This window comes from bacterium (assembly GCA_026708015.1).
Taxonomy (GTDB): domain Bacteria; phylum Actinomycetota; class Acidimicrobiia; order Acidimicrobiales; family Bin134; genus Poriferisocius.
In genome coordinates this window covers 40012-58195 of the sequence record JAPOVT010000049.1, presented here as the reverse complement: position 1 = coordinate 58195, position 18184 = coordinate 40012, and the positions used below count along the sequence as shown (strand labels likewise).

The 18184-nt window shown below is 64.4% G+C and carries 17 protein-coding genes; 8 read left to right on the top strand and 9 right to left on the bottom strand.

The genetic code is table 11. The features are described 5' to 3' along the window. Positions 1–153: 153 nt before the first annotated feature. Both cysS and npdG read right to left on the bottom strand, forming a co-directional pair. A complete protein-coding gene (gene cysS / locus OXG30_11930) occupies positions 154–1317 on the bottom strand; it encodes a cysteine--tRNA ligase (GenBank protein ID MCY4135602.1) in 1164 nt (387 codons plus the stop codon). 11 nt (positions 1318–1328) lie between these two features. Continuing rightward, the gene (gene npdG, locus OXG30_11925) at positions 1329–1994 is read right to left on the bottom strand and encodes an NADPH-dependent F420 reductase (GenBank protein ID MCY4135601.1); all 666 of its coding nucleotides are present in this window, start codon (positions 1992–1994) and stop codon (positions 1329–1331) included. A gap of 116 nt (positions 1995–2110) precedes the next feature. On the opposite strand from npdG, the gene fabI reads away from it, so the two are divergent. Beyond that, on the top strand, positions 2111–2878 hold the full coding sequence (fabI, locus tag OXG30_11920) for an enoyl-ACP reductase FabI (protein MCY4135600.1): 768 nt from the start codon (positions 2111–2113) through the stop codon (positions 2876–2878). Positions 2879–2890: 12 nt separating this feature from the next. Here the strand turns inward: fabI and OXG30_11915 are convergent, their stop codons facing one another. The 3 genes from OXG30_11915 to OXG30_11905 are packed head-to-tail and all read right to left on the bottom strand — an operon-like array spanning position 2891 to position 6199. Beyond that, entirely contained in the window at positions 2891–3799 is a 909-nt protein-coding gene (locus OXG30_11915; GenBank protein ID MCY4135599.1) for a TIGR03619 family F420-dependent LLM class oxidoreductase, read from the bottom strand. Positions 3800–3806: 7 nt separating this feature from the next. Beyond that, entirely contained in the window at positions 3807–4874 is a 1068-nt protein-coding gene (locus tag OXG30_11910; protein MCY4135598.1) for a hemolysin family protein, read from the bottom strand. Then, positions 4871–6199, bottom strand: coding sequence for a hemolysin family protein (locus OXG30_11905; GenBank protein ID MCY4135597.1), 1329 nt, complete (start codon positions 6197–6199; stop codon positions 4871–4873). The genes OXG30_11910 and OXG30_11905 overlap by 4 nt, the downstream gene beginning before the upstream one ends. Before the next feature lie 62 nt (positions 6200–6261). Here OXG30_11905 and OXG30_11900 point away from each other — a divergent pair, with 62 nt between their 5' ends. The 5 genes from OXG30_11900 to OXG30_11880 all read left to right on the top strand — a co-directional run bounded on the left by OXG30_11900 (position 6262) and on the right by OXG30_11880 (position 11776). Continuing rightward, positions 6262–6717: a MarR family transcriptional regulator gene (locus OXG30_11900; protein ID MCY4135596.1), complete on the top strand. Its 456-nt coding sequence runs from the start codon at positions 6262–6264 to the stop codon at positions 6715–6717. Between the two features lie 31 nt (positions 6718–6748). Continuing rightward, positions 6749–8689 carry an ABC transporter ATP-binding protein gene (locus tag OXG30_11895; GenBank protein ID MCY4135595.1) on the top strand — a complete coding sequence of 647 codons (1941 nt, stop codon included), beginning with the start codon at positions 6749–6751 and terminating at the stop codon, positions 8687–8689. Beyond that, a complete protein-coding gene (locus OXG30_11890) occupies positions 8689–10587 on the top strand; it encodes an ABC transporter ATP-binding protein (protein MCY4135594.1) in 1899 nt (632 codons plus the stop codon). The genes OXG30_11895 and OXG30_11890 overlap by 1 nt, the downstream gene beginning before the upstream one ends. A 3-nt stretch (positions 10588–10590) precedes the next feature. Beyond that, positions 10591–11388, top strand: coding sequence for an ATP-binding cassette domain-containing protein (locus OXG30_11885; protein ID MCY4135593.1), 798 nt, complete (start codon positions 10591–10593; stop codon positions 11386–11388). A gap of 70 nt (positions 11389–11458) precedes the next feature. Next, entirely contained in the window at positions 11459–11776 is a 318-nt protein-coding gene (locus OXG30_11880; GenBank protein ID MCY4135592.1) for a hypothetical protein, read from the top strand. Between the two features lie 9 nt (positions 11777–11785). Here the strand turns inward: OXG30_11880 and OXG30_11875 are convergent, their stop codons facing one another. Continuing rightward, positions 11786–12034: a DUF222 domain-containing protein gene (locus OXG30_11875; protein MCY4135591.1), complete on the bottom strand. Its 249-nt coding sequence runs from the start codon at positions 12032–12034 to the stop codon at positions 11786–11788. Between the two features lie 133 nt (positions 12035–12167). Between OXG30_11875 and OXG30_11870 the strand changes: the two genes are divergently transcribed. Together OXG30_11870 and OXG30_11865 are read left to right on the top strand one after the other, a co-directional pair. Continuing rightward, positions 12168–12542 carry a hypothetical protein gene (locus tag OXG30_11870; GenBank protein MCY4135590.1) on the top strand — a complete coding sequence of 125 codons (375 nt, stop codon included), beginning with the start codon at positions 12168–12170 and terminating at the stop codon, positions 12540–12542. 54 nt (positions 12543–12596) lie between these two features. After that, on the top strand, positions 12597–14045 hold the full coding sequence (locus tag OXG30_11865) for a site-specific DNA-methyltransferase (GenBank protein MCY4135589.1): 1449 nt from the start codon (positions 12597–12599) through the stop codon (positions 14043–14045). A gap of 14 nt (positions 14046–14059) precedes the next feature. Here OXG30_11865 and OXG30_11860 read toward each other — a convergent pair whose 3' ends face one another. From OXG30_11860 to OXG30_11850, 3 genes are all read right to left on the bottom strand, one after another. Continuing rightward, complete coding sequence (locus OXG30_11860; GenBank protein ID MCY4135588.1) at positions 14060–15091, bottom strand: ABC transporter permease; 1032 nt, start codon at positions 15089–15091, stop codon at positions 14060–14062. After that, positions 15078–15854, bottom strand: coding sequence for an ABC transporter ATP-binding protein (locus OXG30_11855; GenBank protein MCY4135587.1), 777 nt, complete (start codon positions 15852–15854; stop codon positions 15078–15080). Before OXG30_11855 ends, OXG30_11860 begins: the two co-directional genes overlap by 14 nt. Before the next feature lie 81 nt (positions 15855–15935). Next, positions 15936–18101, bottom strand: coding sequence for an ABC transporter substrate-binding protein (locus tag OXG30_11850; GenBank protein ID MCY4135586.1), 2166 nt, complete (start codon positions 18099–18101; stop codon positions 15936–15938). Positions 18102–18184 lie beyond the last annotated feature (83 nt).

Here is an 18184-nt window from a genome sequence, read left to right as displayed (position 1 = left end):
GCTTCCTCCAGGATGGGGCTACCCGTGGTCGGGCCGGCCGCGACTTGACACCGTACCGGGAGGGTTCGATCCCCTCTAGCTCCACCCGTCATCCTATGTTGCCCCGATGCCCTGCACCACCTAATTTGCCACGAGAGCAGCAGCCCACTCCGTTCAGAGGCGGACTCCCAAGAGGGCAGCGGCGGGGGCGATCCCGCCGGTTGACGCGGCGTCGTCGATAACCGCTACTGCCGAGGGCGTGTCGAGGTCATTGTCGAAGCAGGACCGCACCTCATCGAGTACGCCTGGGACTGTGTCAGAGCGGCTGTTGGCCGCTGCTTGCCAGGCCTCGAGGCGCTCGGCGGCGGCGGGCATGACCGCATCGTTCCACTCCCAGGAATCCCGGTAGTGGTGGGCCACGATGGCCAGGCGCACCGCCCGGGGGTCGTACTCCTTGAGCAGGTCGGAGACGAAAACCAGGTTGCCCAGCGACTTGGACATCTTCTCGCCGTCCATCCTCACCATGGCCTGGTGCATCCAATGGCGCACGAACTGTTTGCCGGTGACCACCTCCGACTGGGCGGTTTCGCACTCGTGGTGGGGATAGACCAAGTCGGACCCACCGCCATGCAGGTCGACGGTCTCGCCTAGCTCTCTCATGGCCAGCGCCGAGCACTCGATGTGCCAGCCGGGACGCCCCGGACCCCACTTGGAGTCCCAGGCGGGCTCGTCAGGGGCGGACTTCTGCCACAGCACGAAATCCAACGGATCGCGCTTGTTGGGGTCATCGGGGTTGCCGCCGTGCTCGGCAGCGAGGGCCAGCATGGAGGCTCGGTCCAGGTGGCTAACCTGGCCGAAGCGGTCGAATGAGGAGATTTCGAAGTACACCGACCCGCCCGACTGGTAGGCGTGGCCCTGGTCGAGCACGAGGCCGATCATCTTGCGGATGTCGGCGATGGCCGAGGTGGCCCGGGGCTCCGACCAGCACGGCAGCATTTCCAGGGCCTCCATGTCGGAGTCGAATCGGGCGGTCTCGGCTGCGGCCAGATCCAGGTAGTGGACGCCAATCTCCCTGGCCTTGCGGAGGATGTCGTCGTCCACATCGGTGATGTTGCGCACGCAGCGGGTTTCGTGGCCCCGGTCGCGCAGCCGCCGCTGGAGCACGTCGTAGGCCACGTAGGTGGCGGCGTGGCCCAGGTGGGTGGCGTCATAGGGGGTGATGCCGCAGGTGTACATGGACACCACCGGCCCCGGCTCGAACGGCACCACCTCTTGTCGGGCGGTGTCGTATAGGCGCATCGGAGCGGAGGAGGATGCGGCAGGAGTTGAAGAGGGCATGGCCGACGGGCTCAGCCGCCTTCGAGGCCCAAGCCGGTGAAGCGGACCGCCACCCTGGTCTTGTAGCGGACGTTCAGGTGCAGCAACACCGCGGTGAAGGCCTCCACCGGAGTGGCGCACGACAGCGGACCGGCGTCGAGGGCTCGAACGCCGGGGAGCATGTCCATGATCTCCATGGTCGTGGCAGTGGCCTCGGGATGGTCAGAGCACACCAGCACGTCGCAATCCACCGGATGGTTCAGATCACCCAGATCGTGGGCCGGCACATGTTGAAGGGCGGCCGAAACCAGGGCCTGGGGCACCGCAGCCTGCACCGCGGCGGCGATCGATCCTCGAGACGGCACCAGAGGCTGGAACTCCCGGCCCATCTTGGCCAGGGCGTTGGCCATGCTGATGACCACCTTGCCAGCCAATTCGTCGGCCACCGTGGCCGCGGTGGCCGCGGCGGCGTCCCACGGGGTGGCCACCACCACCACGTCGCAGGCCGCAGCGCCGGGATTGGCCGCGCCCGACAGAGGGAGTTCGTGGTCGGGCCATTCGGCTAGCAGGCCCTGGCAGATCTCGGCAGCCCTTTCGGCGGAGCGCGATCCCACCACAATGTCGAATCCCACCGATGCCAACCGTACGGCCAGGGCGCGCCCTGCCGGTCCAGTGCCTCCCAGAATCCCGATCCGCATCAACCTAACGGTATAGGAGGTACACTCCCGATCCCACATAGGGACGCTGTGAGAGGGTCTCCCGTGCCCCCATAGGACCGTGAAAGCCGGCGCGGGGCGAGTAGCCTCCAACGATCATGGGACTCCTCGATGGGAAACGGATTCTGGTCACCGGAGTGTTGACCGATGCTTCGATCGCCTTTGGAATCGCCTCGCTGGCCGCGGCCGAAGGCGCCGATCTGGTGCTGACCGGCGCAGGACGGGGCCTCAGCCTCACCGAGCGGACCGCTCGCAAGCTTCCAGGCTCCCCGCCGGTGCTGGCCTTCGACGTGACTGATCCCGACCATCCGGGTGCGCTGCGGGACGAACTGGCCAGCCAGTGGGGGTCGGTGGACGGCGCCGTACACGCCATCGGGTTCGCCCCCGAGGTGTGCCTGGGCGACGACTTCATGGCCGCCGGGTGGGACGACGTGAAGGTGGCCCTGGAGATCTCGTCCTATTCGCTCAAGACCCTGGCCGAGGTGGTGGTGCCCTTCATGGATGGTGGCGGCTCGATTGTGGGACTCGACTTCGATGCCACTGTGGCCTGGCCGTTCTACAACTGGATGGGGGTGGCCAAGGCGGCATTCGAGTCCACCGCCCGCTATCTGGCCCGGTCGCTGGGCGACCAGGGGATCCGGGTGAACTTGGTGGCGGCCGGCCCGGTGCGCACCATGGCCGCCCGCTCCATTCCCGGTTTCGAGGTGTTCGAGGACTCCTGGGCCGCTCGGGCCCCGCTGGGCTGGGACGTCAAAGACAGCTCGGCGGTGGCCAAAGCCGCGGTGGCACTGCTATCTGATTTGTTCCCGATGACCACCGGCGAGATGGTTCATGTGGACGGCGGCTACCACGCCATGGGCGCCTGAGCCCCGATTGGCCTAGCCGTCAGCCAGGGGAATAACGAAGTCGTCGGCGAAGCGGTTGATGGCATCCCGATAGGCCGATGCGTTCTCCAAAAGGCCTTCCCGGTTGTCGGTGCTGACTTCCTCGAGTTCTGCCCAGGGAAGGGCGTACAAACCGGTGATGCCCAACTCCTCTTCTGCTCGACGATAGAGGTCTAGCGAAGGCGGCTCGTAGAAGCCGGAGATGATCTCGAAGTGGTCGTCGGCCCGACCTTCTTCGGCCAACAGCGTCCGCAATCGGGCCACGATGCCGGCCAGCGTGTCCCAGTCGTAGGCATTGCCAACCCATCCGTCGGCGTGGCGGGCCGCTCGACGCAGCGCCGGTCCAGAGTGTCCCCCGGTGAATATAGGGATGGGCTGGTCGGGGGCCGGTCCCATCATCATGGGGGGGATGTCGTAGTACTCGCCGCGGAACTCCACCCAGCCGGGTTTCCACAACTCCCGCAGGGCCTCGATCATCTCGTTGGTGCGGGGGCCGCGGTTGTCGAAGTCCTGGCCCATCTGCTCGAACTCTTCGCGCATCCAGCCTGCGGCCATGCCCAACGCCACCCGGTTGCCGGAGATAACCGCGGCAGTCGAGACCTGCTTGGCCACGGCCAGTATGGGGCGGTTGGGAGCGATGTAGATGTTGTTGGAGAAATGCAGGCGCTCGGTGGCCCCGATCATGGCTCCGATGGTCACCCAGGTGTCGGGCCAAGACGTCTCCGGATCCCAGATGGGCCGACCGTCCTCGTAAGGCGAGTAGGGGTAAGGGCTCTCGAGGTCTTGGGGATAGAAGATGTGATCGGAGAGCACCATCCCGTGGTACCCGGCTTCATCCACCATTTGGGCAATGGGCACCAGCTCGGTGCTCTTCATGAACGCGGTAACGCACCAGAATTTCATGCCGACATTATGGCCCGGCTGAACCGGCAGAACTCATGGGGTCGGTCTCGTCGAACAGATCGCCCACCAGCACTTCCAGCACATCCTCGAGGGTGACCAATCCGACGGTGCGGCGCCCGCCTTGTCGGACGACGGCCAGATGGCGCCGGCTGCCCTGCATCAGCACCAGCGCACCTTCCAGCGAGGTCTCCTCTTCAATGGTCGGAACAATCCGTATCAACTCTTCGCCCAGAGGCTGTTCTGCCCCGGCGCCGGTGGTATCGAAGAGGTCCTTGGCGTGGACGAACCCGATCACCTGATCAGGCGAGCCGCTTTGGACCAACACCCGGGAGTGGCCGCTGGCGGTCATCACTTCGACCACCTCGGACACCGTGGCCTCCCGCTCCACCGCCACGATTTGGCCGCGGGGCACCATGACCGATCGAACCGGACGGCCGGCCAGCTCCAGCGCGCTGGACAACAGCGACCGGTCGAACTCATCCAAGAACCCCTCGGCCGCCGAGTGCTCCACCACTGCGGCAAACTCCTGGGCAGTATGGGTGGTAGACAGCTCGTCGATGGGCTCGACCCCGCAAAGGCGGACCAATCCCGCACTGAGGTGGTTCAGCAGGCCGATGAGGGGGCCGAAGACGATGGTATAGAGGCGATTGAAGGGGGCCAGCCACATCGCGGTGCGCTCTGCCCCGGCCAAAGCGATGTTCTTGGGGACCATCTCCCCCAGCACCATGTGCAGGTACACCACCAGGGCCAGCGACACCGCAAACGAGATGGTGTGCAGCACCCCGGAGGGCAGATGGACGAACGACTCCACCGCCCGCTCGATGAGGCGAGCCACCGCCGGCTCGGCCACGAACCCCAAGCCCAGCGACGCCATGGTGATGCCGAGCTGGGCACCGGCTAGCTGTCGGTTGATGTCGCCCATGGCGGCCAGCGCCATGCGGGCCCGGCGGTTGCCGGCTTCGGCCAGCGGCTCCAAGCGGGATCTGCGGGCCGCGATGAGGGCGAACTCCACCGCCACGAATCCGGCATTGGCCACCAGCAGCACCACCGCGACGGCGATGTACAGCGCGGTCACTGGCCCACCCCACTCTGACGGGCTGGGTGTCCAGAGGCCACCTGACGCAACCGGACGGCGTCAATCCGGTGCCGGTCGACCGATTCGATCTGAAACTCCCAGCCCTGGAATCGGAACACTTCGCCCGGCGCGGGGATTCGCTGAAGATGATCCAAGATGAAGCCGGCCAGGGTCTCGTAATCGCCATCGGGCACCCTGAGCCCGGTCATGTCCTCCAGTTCGTCGGGGTGGATTCCCGCCTGTATCACCAGCTCCCCAGCCTCTCGGGCCACCACAGGGGGCTCCGTTTCGTCGTGCTCGTCGGCGATCTCGCCCACGATCTCCTCCACCAGGTCTTCCTGGGTGACGATGCCCGCCGTGCCGCCGTGCTCGTCCATGACCACGGCCAAGGGGCTGCGCTGGGATCTCATGTCCAGCAGCAATGAGCGCAAGTCCCGGGTCTCAGGCACAATGAGCGGGGTCCGCATGATGTTGGAAACAGGGGTATCGACCCATCTCTCAAAGGGCACCTCGTACACGTTCTTGACCAGGGCCACGCCCACCACATCGTCGATGTCGGCACCGATGACCGGAAAGCGGGAGTACCCGGTCTGGTTTGAGAGCGCCACCAGTTCGGCCACCGACTGTTGACGCTCGATGGCACTGACCGACACCCGGGGAACCAGCACGTCGGCGGCGTCTCGCTCAGCAAAGCGGATCGCCCTGGTCAACAGGCGGGCTCTTGCCGGCCGCATCGAACCCTCTCGCCCCGAAGATCGGATCAACCAGGCCAGTTCGTCGCGGGAGCGGGCCTCGCTGAGTTCTTGGGCAGGCTCGATGCCCAATCGGGTCACAATCCAATTGGCCGAACCGTCCAAGAAGCGGATGAACGGCCCCGCCACGGTGGCGAAGCCCTTCATCGGAGCGGCTAGGCGCATAGATGTGGGCAGCGGCCGGGATATGGCCAAGGTCTTGGGAACCAGCTCCCCCAACACCATCTGAACCACCACGGCGATGATCAGGGCGGCGGCGATGGACAGGCCTTCGGCGGCACCGGAGGCTACGCGGTCGGCGGCAGGCTTCAACGCCGCCGCGATAGAGGGGCGGGCGATGAAACCCAACGCCAAAGACGTGACCGTGATGCCGAACTGCGCTCCGGAAAGCTGGAAGGACAGGGATTTGAGCAGCGACAGCGCGGTTCGGGCCGCTCTTCTGCCTTCGGCCGCCAACCGCTCGATGCGAATTCGATCTACCGCCACCAGGGCGAACTCGACGGCCACAAACAGCGCGTTGGCCGCGATCAACAGCGCGGCCGCCGCCAATCCCAGCGCCGTGGTCCAGCTCATCGGCGACCGTTATTCCTGGTCATGGCTTGGCAGTGGCCATATTCTTTAGAGAGACTAAACGTGTGAGTCTCAAACAATCGCCTTCCACTGTGGCGCTGGAAGCGGCTCGGGCGGCGACGCGCTTGGCTCGCCAAGTGGCGGTGGCGCTGGGAGACTTGGACTTGTCACCCTCCCAGTATCGCTTGCTGCTGTTCCTTTCGGAAGGAAACGCGGCCGCTTCGGCTGTGGCCGGGCGGTTGGCAGTGAGCAGGCCCAGTGTGACCGCGCTGGCCGACGGGTTGGAGAAACGGGGCCTGCTCCAGCGGAAGTCCGACCCGGACGACCGCCGCAAAGTTGCCCATGAGCTGACCGACGCCGGACGGGAGGCGCTGGCCGCAGCCGACGCCGCGGTGGCCGAGCGCATCACCGGAATCGCCGCCCACCTCGATGAGCACCAGTCCGATGAGGCCGTCGATGGGCTGGCCCTTTGGAATGAGGCGCTCAACCGGCACCGCGCCGCACTGGAGACACGGCAGTGACCGCCGTCGACGTCGGACCAGAGGCGAAACGATGACCGCGGTCGACGTCGGACCCGTCGGCACGCCTGATTTCGAGCCGGTCGCGATAGCGGCCCATTACGACCCGCCCCCGGCCGGCATCGATCCCGACCAGACCAAGGGTTGGATGAAGCGGCTCTGGCCGATGGTCCGAGCCTACCGCCGGACAATGCTGATCGGCGTAGTCACCGGCGTGGTGGCGCTGGCCATCCAGGCCGCAGTTCCGGCTTTGGGCCGATCGGCGGTGGACGCGGCCATCGAAGGCAACCGTGGAGCGTTGTGGCTGGTCTTCGGGCTCACCGCCGCCTTCGGCATCGGGCGGATGGTGTTCGGCGGGGTCTACCGCTACCAGTTGTTCAAGCTGGGCTGGAACGTGGAGACCGACCTGCGGGCCATCATGTACGAGCACCTGACCCGGCTGTCGTTCTCCTACTACGACCGCACCCAGTCGGGGGAGGTCATCTCCCGGGCCAACAGCGACATCCGCTCGCTGCAACTGCTGCTCGCATTCGGACCGCTCATCAGCATGAACGTGCTGATGTTCGTGATGGCCCTGGGGTTCATGGTGTACGTCCATCCCTGGCTGGCGCTGGTGGCGCTGGCCCCGCTGCCCGGTGTGTACTGGTTCGGCCTGAAGTTCCGCAATCAGGTGTTCCCGCTGTCGTGGGTGACCCAGGCCCGCATGGCCGATTTGGCCACCATCGTGGACGAGAACGTGAACGGCACCCGGGTGGTGAAATCGTTCGCGGCCGAAGAGCGCCAGATCGCCCTGCTGGGCCGGTCGGCCCAGCGCATCTATTGGACCAACGTGGAAATCGCCAACAGCCGGTCCCGCTGGAATCCCCTCATCGAGTCGCTGCCCCGACTGGGCACCGCCATGGTGGTGCTCTATGGCGGCTGGCTGGCTATCGAGGGAGTGGTGTCGATCGGAACACTGCTGGCCTTCAGCGCTTATGTGATCATGCTCCAGGTTCCCTTCCGCATGGCGGGGTTCTTGCTCATGCAGGGCCAGCGGGCCAGCGCCGCGGCCCAGCGGATCTATGAGATCCTCGACGAACCGCCCGAGATCGTCGACTCCCCCACTGCGGTGGACATCGTCGACCCCCGAGGTGAGGTGGACTTCGAAGATGTCAGCTTCGGCTACAACCCCGAGACCCCGGTGCTCGACGATTTCACCCTGCACATCGAACCCGGCGAGCGGGTGGCCATCGTGGGCAGCACGGGTTCCGGCAAGTCGACCGTGGCCCGGCTCTTGGACCGGTTCTACGACGTGGACGGCGGCTCGGTTCGCATCGACGGGCTCGACGTGAGGGAGGTGACTCTGCGAAGCCTGCGCCACACGGTTGGGCTGGTACTGGACGAGCCGTTCCTGTTCTCAGCCTCGGTCCACGACAACATCGCCTACGCCCGACCCAACGCCTCCCGCTCCGACGTTGTGACGGCTGCGACAGCCGCTCAGGCCCACGGTTTCATCTGCGAATTGGAAAACGGTTACGACTCGGTGGTCGGCGAGAGGGGCTACACCCTGTCGGGCGGCCAGCGCCAGCGCATCGCCATCGCCCGAACGCTGCTGGCCAACCCCAAGGTGCTGGTGCTCGACGACGCCACCAGCGCCATCGACGTGACCGTGGAAGAGGCCATCCACAAGGCCCTGCAAAAGCTGATGGCCAACCGCACCACCATCATCATCGCCCACCGCCTGTCCACGATCAGCCTGGCCGAGCGGGTGGTGGTGCTGGACCAGGGCCGGGTGGCCAACACGGGCACCCACGCCGAGCTGCTGGCCACCGATCCCCACTATGTGGAGATTCTGGCCCGCCATAGCGACGGCGAGCTGGACAGCGCTTCGGGCAACGGGGACGGCGACCGCACCAGAGGCAGCCGGTTCGACGACGAGATGCCCGGATTCCCCAAGAGCGGCGATGAGTCTTGGACCTTCGGGGGCGGCGGCTGATGGGCTGGGGTGGGTACTTCGGCGGGCCCCAGGCCCAGAGCGCGGCCCGCGACGCCGGGCTCCCCCATGCCGGCGTGCCCGGCAATCTTCGGGTTCAGGTCGAGGAGGTGCTGCGGAAGGAGCCCGAATATCCCCCGGTAGATGTCGACTTCAGCCACCGCCAACCGGCCGACCCGCCGCTCACTCTGCGCACGATGCTGTGGCCGTTCCGGCGCCAGCTGGCCGTGGCGCTGCTTTTGGTGGTGATCGAGTCGGCCATGATGCAGTCGGGCCCGTTGCTGGCCCAGATCGGCATCGACCACGGTGTCAGCTCAGGCAATCTACAGGTGCTCTTGGTGGTGGCCGCCGTGTTCTTGAGCACAGTGGTCGCCCATGCATTCAGCTCGTCTTTGCGCATTCGCTACACCGGCAAGTTGGGCGAGCGGCTTATGTACGCCCTGCGCATGCGAGTGTTCTCCCACTACCAGCGGCTGTCGCTGGACTTCTTCACCAGGGAGAAGGCGGGCGTGCTGATGACCCGCATGACCAGCGACATCGAAGCCCTGACCGTGCTGTTCCAAGAAGGCCTGGTGAACTTCGCAGTGCAATCCCTGGTGCTCTTGGTGATCACCGGCGTGCTGTTCTATCTGAACCCGCTGCTGGCGGTGCTGACCCTGGTGATCGTGGTGCCGGGCACGTTCCTGCTCAGCATCTGGTTCCGCAGAGTGTCCAACCTGTACTACGGGCTGGTTCGAGACCGCATTGCCGATGTGCTGGCCGATTTGCAGGAGAGCCTCGCCGGCATCCGGGTGATCACCGCCCACAACCGCCGACGCCACAACGTTGTCCGCCACAACAACGTGGTGGGGCGGCACAAGGATGCCAATTTGGCCGGTGTGCGGGCCGCGTCCATCTACGCCCCCGCCACTGAGGCCATTGTGATCATCGGCCAGGCCCTGTTGGTGGTGATCGGCGGGACCATGGTGATCAACGGGAGCCTCACCCCCGGTGAGCTCACCGCTTTCGTGCTGTATCTGACCTTCTTCTTCGCCCCCATCCAGCAGCTCGTGCAGCTCTACAACGGCTACCAGCAGGGGCAGGCCTCGGCCAAGAAACTGCGCGAGGTGCTGATGAACGAGCCCTCGGTCATGGAGGCTTCTGATGCCGTGGAACTGCCCCTCATCGAGGGAGAGATCACTCTCGACCAGGTGAGCTTCGGCTATGAGGACAACACCCCGGTGCTGCACGACGTGAGCTTGCGGCTGGCACCGGGCGAGAGCCTGGCGGTGGTGGGCCCCACTGGGGCGGGCAAGTCCACGGTGGCCAAGCTCATCGCCCGGTTCTACGACCCCCAGCAGGGAATGGTCTGCATCGACGGCCACGACCTGCGCACGGTGAAACTGGCTTCGCTGCGTCGGCAATTGGGCGTGGTGCCCCAGGAGCCGTTCTTGTTCTACGGCTCGATCCGCGACAACGTGGCCTTCGCCCGGCCTGAGGCATCGATGGCCGAGGTGCTGGAGGCCTGTCGGGCAGTTGGGTTGACCGAGCTCTTGGAGCGGCTGCCCGATGACGTGAACTCCCAAGTCCACGAGCGAGGGGCGTCGTTGTCGGCTGGTGAGCGGCAGCTCTTGGCGCTGGCCCGGGCGTTTCTGGCCCGGCCCCGGGTGCTGGTGTTGGACGAGGCCACCTCCAATCTGGACTTGCGATCGGAGTCGAAGATCGAGGCCGCTCTAGACGTGGTGTTGGAGGGGCGGACCGCCATCATCATCGCCCACCGACTGGCCACCGCCATGCGGGCCGATCGGATCGCGGTGGTGGAAGACGGGAGGATCACCGAGATCGGCACCCACGATGAGCTGGTGGCCCAAGGCGGTCACTATGCCGAGATGTACGCCACCTGGATGGCCCACGCCAACTGAGTGATGGGCAGCCAGGAGCCGACTTCCGCGCTGCGGTTGGCCGGGGTGGGCTTCACCCGCGACAAGCAGCCCATCCTCTGCGATGTGGACTGGGAGGTGGCGTGTGACCAGCGGTGGGTGGTGCTGGGGGCCAACGGCAGCGGCAAGACCTCGCTGCTGAGAATCGCCGCCCTGTACGAGCACCCCACAACCGGGACAGTTGAGGTGCTGGGCGAGCGGCTGGGCCAGGTGGATGTGCGCCAACTGCGGCACCGGGTGGGGTTCGTATCGCCCGCGTTGGCCCAGATGCTGCGGCCCCATTTGAAGGCGGTCGATGTGGTTATGACCGCTCGCCACGGCGCCCTGGAGCCGTGGTGGCACGACTACACCGACGCCGACCGAGAACGGGCCTTGCGGTTGTTGGATCAGGTGGGAGCGGGGGGGCTTGGCGACCGCACCATCGCCACCTTGTCGTCGGGCGAGCGCCAGCGAGTGCAGATCGCCCGCAGCCTGATGACCGACCCCGGCTTGGTGCTGCTGGACGAGCCCGCCTCCACCCTGGATTTGGGCGGCCGGGAGATGCTGGTGACCGACCTCGCCCGTCTGGCCGCCGACTCCTCCGCCCCTCCCCTAGTTATGGTCACCCACCGCACCGAGGAGATCCCCGCCGGGTTCACCCACGGGCTGATGCTGCGCGAGGGTCGAGTGCTGGCCCTGGGCCCGCTCGAGGATGTACTGACCTCCGAATCCCTCTCGGCCTGCTTCGGCCTGTCTCTAGAACTGGAACACCACAACGGCCGCTGGCACGCCCAAACTCGTTGATTCCGCTGGCACACTGCCGTTATATTGGACTCAAGCTTCCCCCATGTGCTGAGTCCTTTGAGGAGAACTCATGGAACAAGCAATACTCGCCATGCTGGGGATCACCATCACCCTGATGCTCTACCTGGACCGCGGCCGCCGTGCCGACGACGCTCAGATTCGGAGGGACATGAACGAGAACAATGCTCAACTCCGAAGAGACATGGAAGCCGGTTTCAAGGAATCCCGCTCCGAACTAAAGGGAGACATGGAAGCCGGTTTCAAGCGGATCGACAAGCGGTTGGACAAGCTCACCGACGTCGTAATGGATCTGTGTCGCAGAGTGGGTCGGCTAGAAGGCCGAATCGACGTCGCCGAGACACCTGACAACCCCGCCCAGCGGACATAGTTGAGTAGATCAAACGCGGCCTTTGGCGCCGTCGTTTTGCGACTCCAAAATCAACTCGACTAGCGCATCGGCCATTCGCTGCTGCGGTGTCCGTCGTTCAGCCGGACTTTCGTTTCGCCACAGTTCGCGCTCCTTGGCCGTCAGCGCCGCGGCGATCCGGGCACCAGTGTCGGGGTCTAATTTCCAGGTGAAGGCATACATCCCGTCGTCGCGGACCTCGCTGTCCGGCTGTGGCCACACCAATTCTGAATTGCTCATGACAAAAGCCTACGAACGCCGATGACACATTCCCCCCTCCCCAATCCTTGAACACCGCAACATCCAGAGACTCTCGCAGGGGGTATAGTGGACTCAAGCTTCCCCCATGTGCTGAGTCCTTTGAGGAGAACTCATGGAACAAGCAATTCTCGCCATGCAGGGGATCACCCTCACACTGATTGGGATCATCGTCACCCTGATGCTCTACCTCGACCGCGGCCGCCGCGCCGACATCGCGCTACTGCGCAACGATAATGCCCAACTTCGAAGAGACATGGAAACCGGTTTCAAGGAATCCCGCTCCGAATTCAAAAAAGACATGGAATCCGGTTTCGGGGAAGCGCGTGCCGAAAATGACAAGCTCCGAGACGACATGAACGGTGGGTTCAAACTCGTCCACAATCGTCTGGACAAGCTCACCGACGTCGTCATGGACCTGTGCCGCAGGGTGGGTCGGCTAGAAGGCCGAATCGAGGCATTGGATCCCAAGGCTGACACTTCTCAGTAACGACGGCCAACTGACCTCCGCCAAATTGTCACTGCCAAGATGTAACTTCGAGAGATGGAATCTGCCCGGCGACGGCAGGGGACGTCTACTTCCAAGTTCGGGGTTAGTCGGCGTGAGGGACATGATTCCTCCGCGTTCTACGACCGGTTCCCGGTGCCTGAGATTAGCGAAGACAACGAGATTTCCCCCCATGCCCGCCTAGACCGCCTTTGGGTGGGCGATGCCCGCGAGATGGACACCATTGGAGAAGTGGCCGACAGCTCGGTGGCGTTGGTCGTCACTTCTCCCCCGTATTTCGCAGGAAAGGAATACGAAGAGGCGGTCGGCCAGGGTCACATACCAGCCGACTACATCGCCTATTTGGAGATGCTTCACGATGTTTTTGAAGTGTGTGTTCAAAAGCTGGAGCCTGGTGGCCGCATTGCGGTGAATGTGGCCAACCTGGGGCGCCGTCCCTACCGCTCGCTCTCCGCTGATGTGATCGCCATACTCCAAGATCGCTTGGGACTGCTGCTGCGTGGCGAGGTGATCTGGTACAAGTCCAAAGGAGCGGGAGGAAGTTGCGCATGGGGCAGTTTCCAACGCCCGGGCAATCCGGTGCTGCGCGACCTCACGGAACGTGTGGTGATTGCTTCCAAAGGGCGCTTTGACCGAGCTCTTCCCGCGGTCGAACGAGCGGATCAGGAACTCCCATCGGAGGGCACCGCGTTTGTCGATGAGTTCATGGAAGCCACCACCGACGTGTGGGAAATACGCCCAGAGTCGGCCACTCGAGTTGGCCACCCCGCCCCTTTCCCGGTTGAGTTGCCCCAGCGGCTCATCGATCTCTACACCTACCGCGGCGATCTGATTCTTGACCCGTTCATGGGTGCTGGTTCCACTGCCGTAGCAGCGGTTCGCACCGGGCGCCATTTCATAGGCTTCGACACCGACGCCGACTACATCGAGTTAGCCGAGCAGCGCATCGCCGACGAGCGGGATCGGCTAGATCAGCACACAGAGAAGCAGCATTGGCGAGTCACCGTCACTCCATCGGCCAACAGTGCCGAACCAGAGTGGAGTGACGACTTCCAAGTTCGGGCCGGTCAACAAGGTCGCAAAGCCCAGGAGATGGCCCAAGTCATTCTTGAGCAGAGTGGATTCCGCAATATCCGTGAGAAGGTCAAGTTCTCCTGCGGAGTGGAAGTCAACTACGGGGCCGTCGACCAGCAAGGGGAGGCTTGGCTGTTCGACGTTTCCGGCGCGTTCAGCATCACCCAACGGCCAGGGCTTCGCCGCACCGACACGCTGTGGAAGGCGCTGGGAAAGGCGGCCGTGCTGCACTCAACTGAGCCGGAAGCCCGATTGGTGCTATTGACCACTGATCGTCCGGCCCCAAACAGCGCAGGACATCGAGCGCTCCAAGCAGTCACCGGGGACGGCAAGCCAGTCTACGACGTGGTCGAAATGCTGGATCCTGCCGACTTGGCCCGTCTTGCTGAATTGGCCCGCGGTCAAGCCTGAGCGGACCGCAACCTCTACAGCGAGATGACCTGGCCGCCTTGCTGGGTGGCTTGCCAGCGGAGGGCCTTGCGCTCGGCGAAGCCGATCACCCCGTTCATGATCAGCGCAATCAGGGCCAGGATGAACACGATGGCGAAGGTGTCGCCGTAGGAGAGCTGGTTGGCCGCGGTGATGAGCCGCTGGCCGAGGCCGCGGCGGGCCGAGAAGATCTCACCGAACACCACCGCCAGCACCGAGATCACTGCCGACAGCCGCAGCGCGCCGAACACCGCCGGGGTGATACCGGGCAGCGTGACTTTGGTGAACAGCTGGCGCTGGGATGCGCCCATGGTGCGGGCCACCAAGTCCAAGTCGGGATCTACCAGCGCCACCGCGGCCTGGGTGGGCACCTGCACGATGAAGAACACGATGATCACCGCCAAGACCACCTTGGAGGTCTCGCCCACGCCGTACACGATCAAGATCAGCGGCAAAAAGGCGATCTTGGGCATGGCGTTGATGATGACAATGAACGGACCCAACGTCTTGGCCGCTTGCCGGAAGCGCCCGAGAACGATGCCGACGAGGAGACCGAGAATTGAGCCGATGGCAAAGCCGAACAACGCTTCTTTCACCGTGACCCAGAGGTCCTGCCAAAACAGCTTCTCGTGGTAGATCTGTGTGAAGTACTCCCAGGTCTCGCCAGGGCTGGCCCGGAAAGTCTCCTGCACATAGGGAAGCGGTTGAATTCCGAAGAATGAGGCATCCCAGTTGAACCACGTCATGCTCCAGCCGAACCAGCCGAACACTTCCACCCTGTCCCAGCCGAAGAACGAAATCGAAGTCAAACCATCCCAGACAACGTCGTAGTGCCATAGAGCCCAGATGGCGAACAGGATCGCGATCCTCAATAGCTGCACTGGGATGTCGAGGCGGCGAAGCCGATACGCCCAGATGGATTCGTGGGGGATCAGTGCATCCACTTCCTCTTGGCTGAGCGCATCGGCCAATCCAACGTGATCGGCCATGTCGGCTTCCCGAGGCTCGTCAACGTCAGACGATCTCACCGCGCAACTCCTCCCAAATCTTGTGCTCGGTCTCCCGGAACACCGGGTCGAAGCGAAGCTCGTCGATCACCCGGGGCCGAGCCAGATCGACGATGGTGTCCGACTTGATGCGGCCGGGACGAGCGGTCATAACCACCACTCGGTCGGCCAACAGCACGGCCTCTTCCAGGTCGTGGGTCACGAAGATGACGGTCTTGTGGGTCTCGTACCAGAGGTCCAGGAACTCGGCCTGCACGGTGAGGCGGGTCTGGGCGTCGAGGGCGCCGAAGGGCTCGTCCATGAGCCACAAGTCGGGGTCTATGGCCAGCGTGCGGGCGATGGCCACTCGCTGGCGCATGCCCTGGCTGAGCTGGGATGGGAACGAGTCGGCGAAGCCCTCCAAGCGCAACTTGACCAGCAGCTCCATGGCCCGCTCACGCCGGTCTCCTCGTGGTACCCCCCGGAACTCCAGTCCGAGCTCGACGTTGCGGCGAGCGGTGCGCCACGGGCTCAACCCCGAGCGAGCCAGCATGTAGCCGATGTCGTCGCTCGGCCCGTCGATTTCTTCGCCGTGGCGCATCACCGATCCCCGGGTGGCGCCGATGATCCCAGCCAGCATGTTCAAGATGGTGGTCTTGCCGCAGCCACTCGGGCCGACCACAGCCACGAACTGGCCGGCGGGAATGGCGAGATCGATGTCTTGGACGGCGAGCACCGGCTCGTCTTTGGGGTGGTCGCCCCCGAAGATGAGGGTGACGCCCTTAAGCTCGACCGCTGGATTCACAACGCCACCATTCAGACACCTTAGTCAGCCCCTCCGGTCGGACGGCCTGATCACAGGCCGCCCAACCAGAAGAGGGGTTTGCTATGGAGAAACCGTGAATTCGTCGAAGTCTTGAGCCTCTTCGAGGATGCCCCGGCCCACGGCGTAATCCACGTTGTTCTGGAGACGGGCAGGCTGGAGAGCACCGTTGAGCGACAAGCTCCCGATGTTGGAATTGAGGACGGTCTCGGCCACTGCGCCTTCCAAGCTGAGGAAGTCTCGCATGTACGCCAAGACCGCTTCACGGTTGGCCGGATTGCGCATGAAGTCCATGGCTTGGCGGGATGCCCTGGCGAAAATGGCCACCGTGTTGGGGTTCTCCTCGGCGAACTGCCGGGAAGTGGTGTTGACCAACGACGGCCAGTCGAGCTCGGTCGGACCTTCCCCGGCTCGCAGGGCGAACGGGGCATATCCGATGTCGTCGACCGCGGCTTGGCTCAAACCGGGCTCAAACGTGATGGCCCAGTCCACCTCGCCGGACGACAGAGCGGCCAATGTGGTGCCCGACAAGCCGGTAGCGATGTAAGTGGCACCGTCGGGATCAAGACCGGCGGAGTCGACCAGCTGACGGGCGATCTGTTCGGCCGCCGCGCCGCGGGCCACCACGCCGACGTTGGTGCCCTCAAGCTCCTGCATGGCGCACTGCCAGTCGCCCTGTTCGCAATCGATCGGCCCGAAGTTGTTGGACACCACGATGTCGAAGAAGTGCTTATCCACCAACTGCTGGAACATCACCACGTCGAAGCCGGCGTTGCGGATGCCAAGCATGTTGTCGGGCGTATTGCCCACGAACTGGACCTCACCGGCAATCAGCGCGGCGGCATTGGCCGGGCCGGAGTGGCACTGGACGAATTCGCCGGTGACTCCGCGGTCGGAGAGGAATCCCTCCTCAACCGCGATATGGGCGATCATGCCGTTGAACGAGGGCGCCTGACAGATGTTGACGGTTGTCGTCTCGGGCACCAGCGCTGCCGGCAAGATCACGTCGATGCCTGGGCCCACTGCGAATTCGCCGAATTCCTGGGCTTCTTTGAGTATGCCCCGGCCCACGGCGTAGTTCACGTTGTTCTGGATCCGGACCGGATCGAGTTCGGCGGTCACCGTCATCGAGCCGATGTTCCGGTCGAAGATGTACTCGGCGACGGCTGGCTCGAGACCCAAGTGAGCGTCCAGTTCCTCCAAGACCGCGTCGCGGTTGGCCGGATCGCGCAACCACTCCATGGATTCGAGTATCGCCGCTCGGTAATTCAACACGGTGTTGGGATTGGCATCCCAGTATGAGCGGGCGGTGATGATTACCGCAGAGGGCCAGTCCAGTTCGGTCGGCCCATCGCCGGCCCGCAGCCGGAATGGGGCGTAGCCGATGTCATCGAGTTCGGCTCGGCTCAAACCGGGCTCAAAGGTGATGGCCCAGTCCACCTCATCGGAATCAAGCGCGGCCAGCGTGGTACCGGCCAGGCCGGTGGCGATGTAGGTGGTGTCGTCGGGGTCGAATCCGGCGGAGTCCAAGAGTTGCCGGGCGATCTGCTCGGCGGCGGCACCCCGGGCCACCACACCCACCCGGGTGCCGTTCAGAGCCGCCATGGCGCACTCCCAGTCGCCCTGCGGGCAGTCGATCTCACCGAAGTTGTTGGACACCACGATGTCGAAGAAGTGGTTGTCGACGGCCTGAGCAAACATCACCACGTCGAAGTCGGCGTTGCGGATACCCAGCATGTTGTCGGGGGTGTTCAGCGCGATATCAACCTGGCCGGATACCAACGCTGCGGCCTGCGCCGGACCGGAGTGGCAGGCCACGAAGTCGATCTCGAAGCCCCGGTTTTCGGCAAAGCCCCGGTTGGCCATCACCTTGGCGTATATCTGCGTGAATGAAGGCGCATCGCAGATGGTGACCACCGTGTCCTCAGGTGGCCCGATTTCCTCCATGACGACGGCGTCTTCCGCCGGGCCATCGCCAGCATCGTCCGCGGCTCCATCGCCGGAGTCGTCGGCCATGTCGTCGCCAGCATCGTCCGCGGCTCCGTCGCCGGAGTCGTCGGCCATGTCGTCGCCAGCATCGTCCGCGGCTCCGTCATCGGAGTCGCCCGAAGGAGCCGACGGGGTATCACCCGCCCCCGGGTCGTCATCGTCATTGCCGCATGCCGTGGCAACAAGCGAAAACGCCAGCAATATGGCGAAAAGTGAATACAGCCAAGAACGTGCTTTCATTGATCCCCCTCGGGTCCGCGCGAATAGACGCCGTTCAGGGCGATAGTTCAGCACTAATAATTAGGAGGCGCAAGAAATAGAGA

Bases quoted from the DNA above. Each gene is read 5' to 3' on its own strand.
- cysS (MCY4135602.1), bottom strand. From the start codon at position 1,317: ATGCCCTCTTCAACTCCTGCCGCATCCTCCTCCGCTCCGATGCGCCTA.
- OXG30_11880 (MCY4135592.1), top strand. From the start codon at position 11,459: ATGGAACAAGCAATACTCGCCATGCTGGGGATCACCATCACCCTGATG.
- OXG30_11895 (MCY4135595.1), top strand. From the start codon at position 6,749: ATGACCGCGGTCGACGTCGGACCCGTCGGCACGCCTGATTTCGAGCCG.
- OXG30_11915 (MCY4135599.1), bottom strand. From the start codon at position 3,799: ATGAAATTCTGGTGCGTTACCGCGTTCATGAAGAGCACCGAGCTGGTG.
- OXG30_11885 (MCY4135593.1), top strand. From the start codon at position 10,591: ATGGGCAGCCAGGAGCCGACTTCCGCGCTGCGGTTGGCCGGGGTGGGC.
- fabI (MCY4135600.1), top strand. From the start codon at position 2,111: ATGGGACTCCTCGATGGGAAACGGATTCTGGTCACCGGAGTGTTGACC.
- OXG30_11875 (MCY4135591.1), bottom strand. From the start codon at position 12,034: ATGAGCAATTCAGAATTGGTGTGGCCACAGCCGGACAGCGAGGTCCGC.
- OXG30_11870 (MCY4135590.1), top strand. From the start codon at position 12,168: ATGGAACAAGCAATTCTCGCCATGCAGGGGATCACCCTCACACTGATT.
- npdG (MCY4135601.1), bottom strand. From the start codon at position 1,994: ATGCGGATCGGGATTCTGGGAGGCACTGGACCGGCAGGGCGCGCCCTG.
- OXG30_11905 (MCY4135597.1), bottom strand. From the start codon at position 6,199: ATGAGCTGGACCACGGCGCTGGGATTGGCGGCGGCCGCGCTGTTGATC.
- OXG30_11890 (MCY4135594.1), top strand. From the start codon at position 8,689: ATGGGCTGGGGTGGGTACTTCGGCGGGCCCCAGGCCCAGAGCGCGGCC.
- OXG30_11850 (MCY4135586.1), bottom strand. From the start codon at position 18,101: ATGAAAGCACGTTCTTGGCTGTATTCACTTTTCGCCATATTGCTGGCG.
- OXG30_11865 (MCY4135589.1), top strand. From the start codon at position 12,597: ATGGAATCTGCCCGGCGACGGCAGGGGACGTCTACTTCCAAGTTCGGG.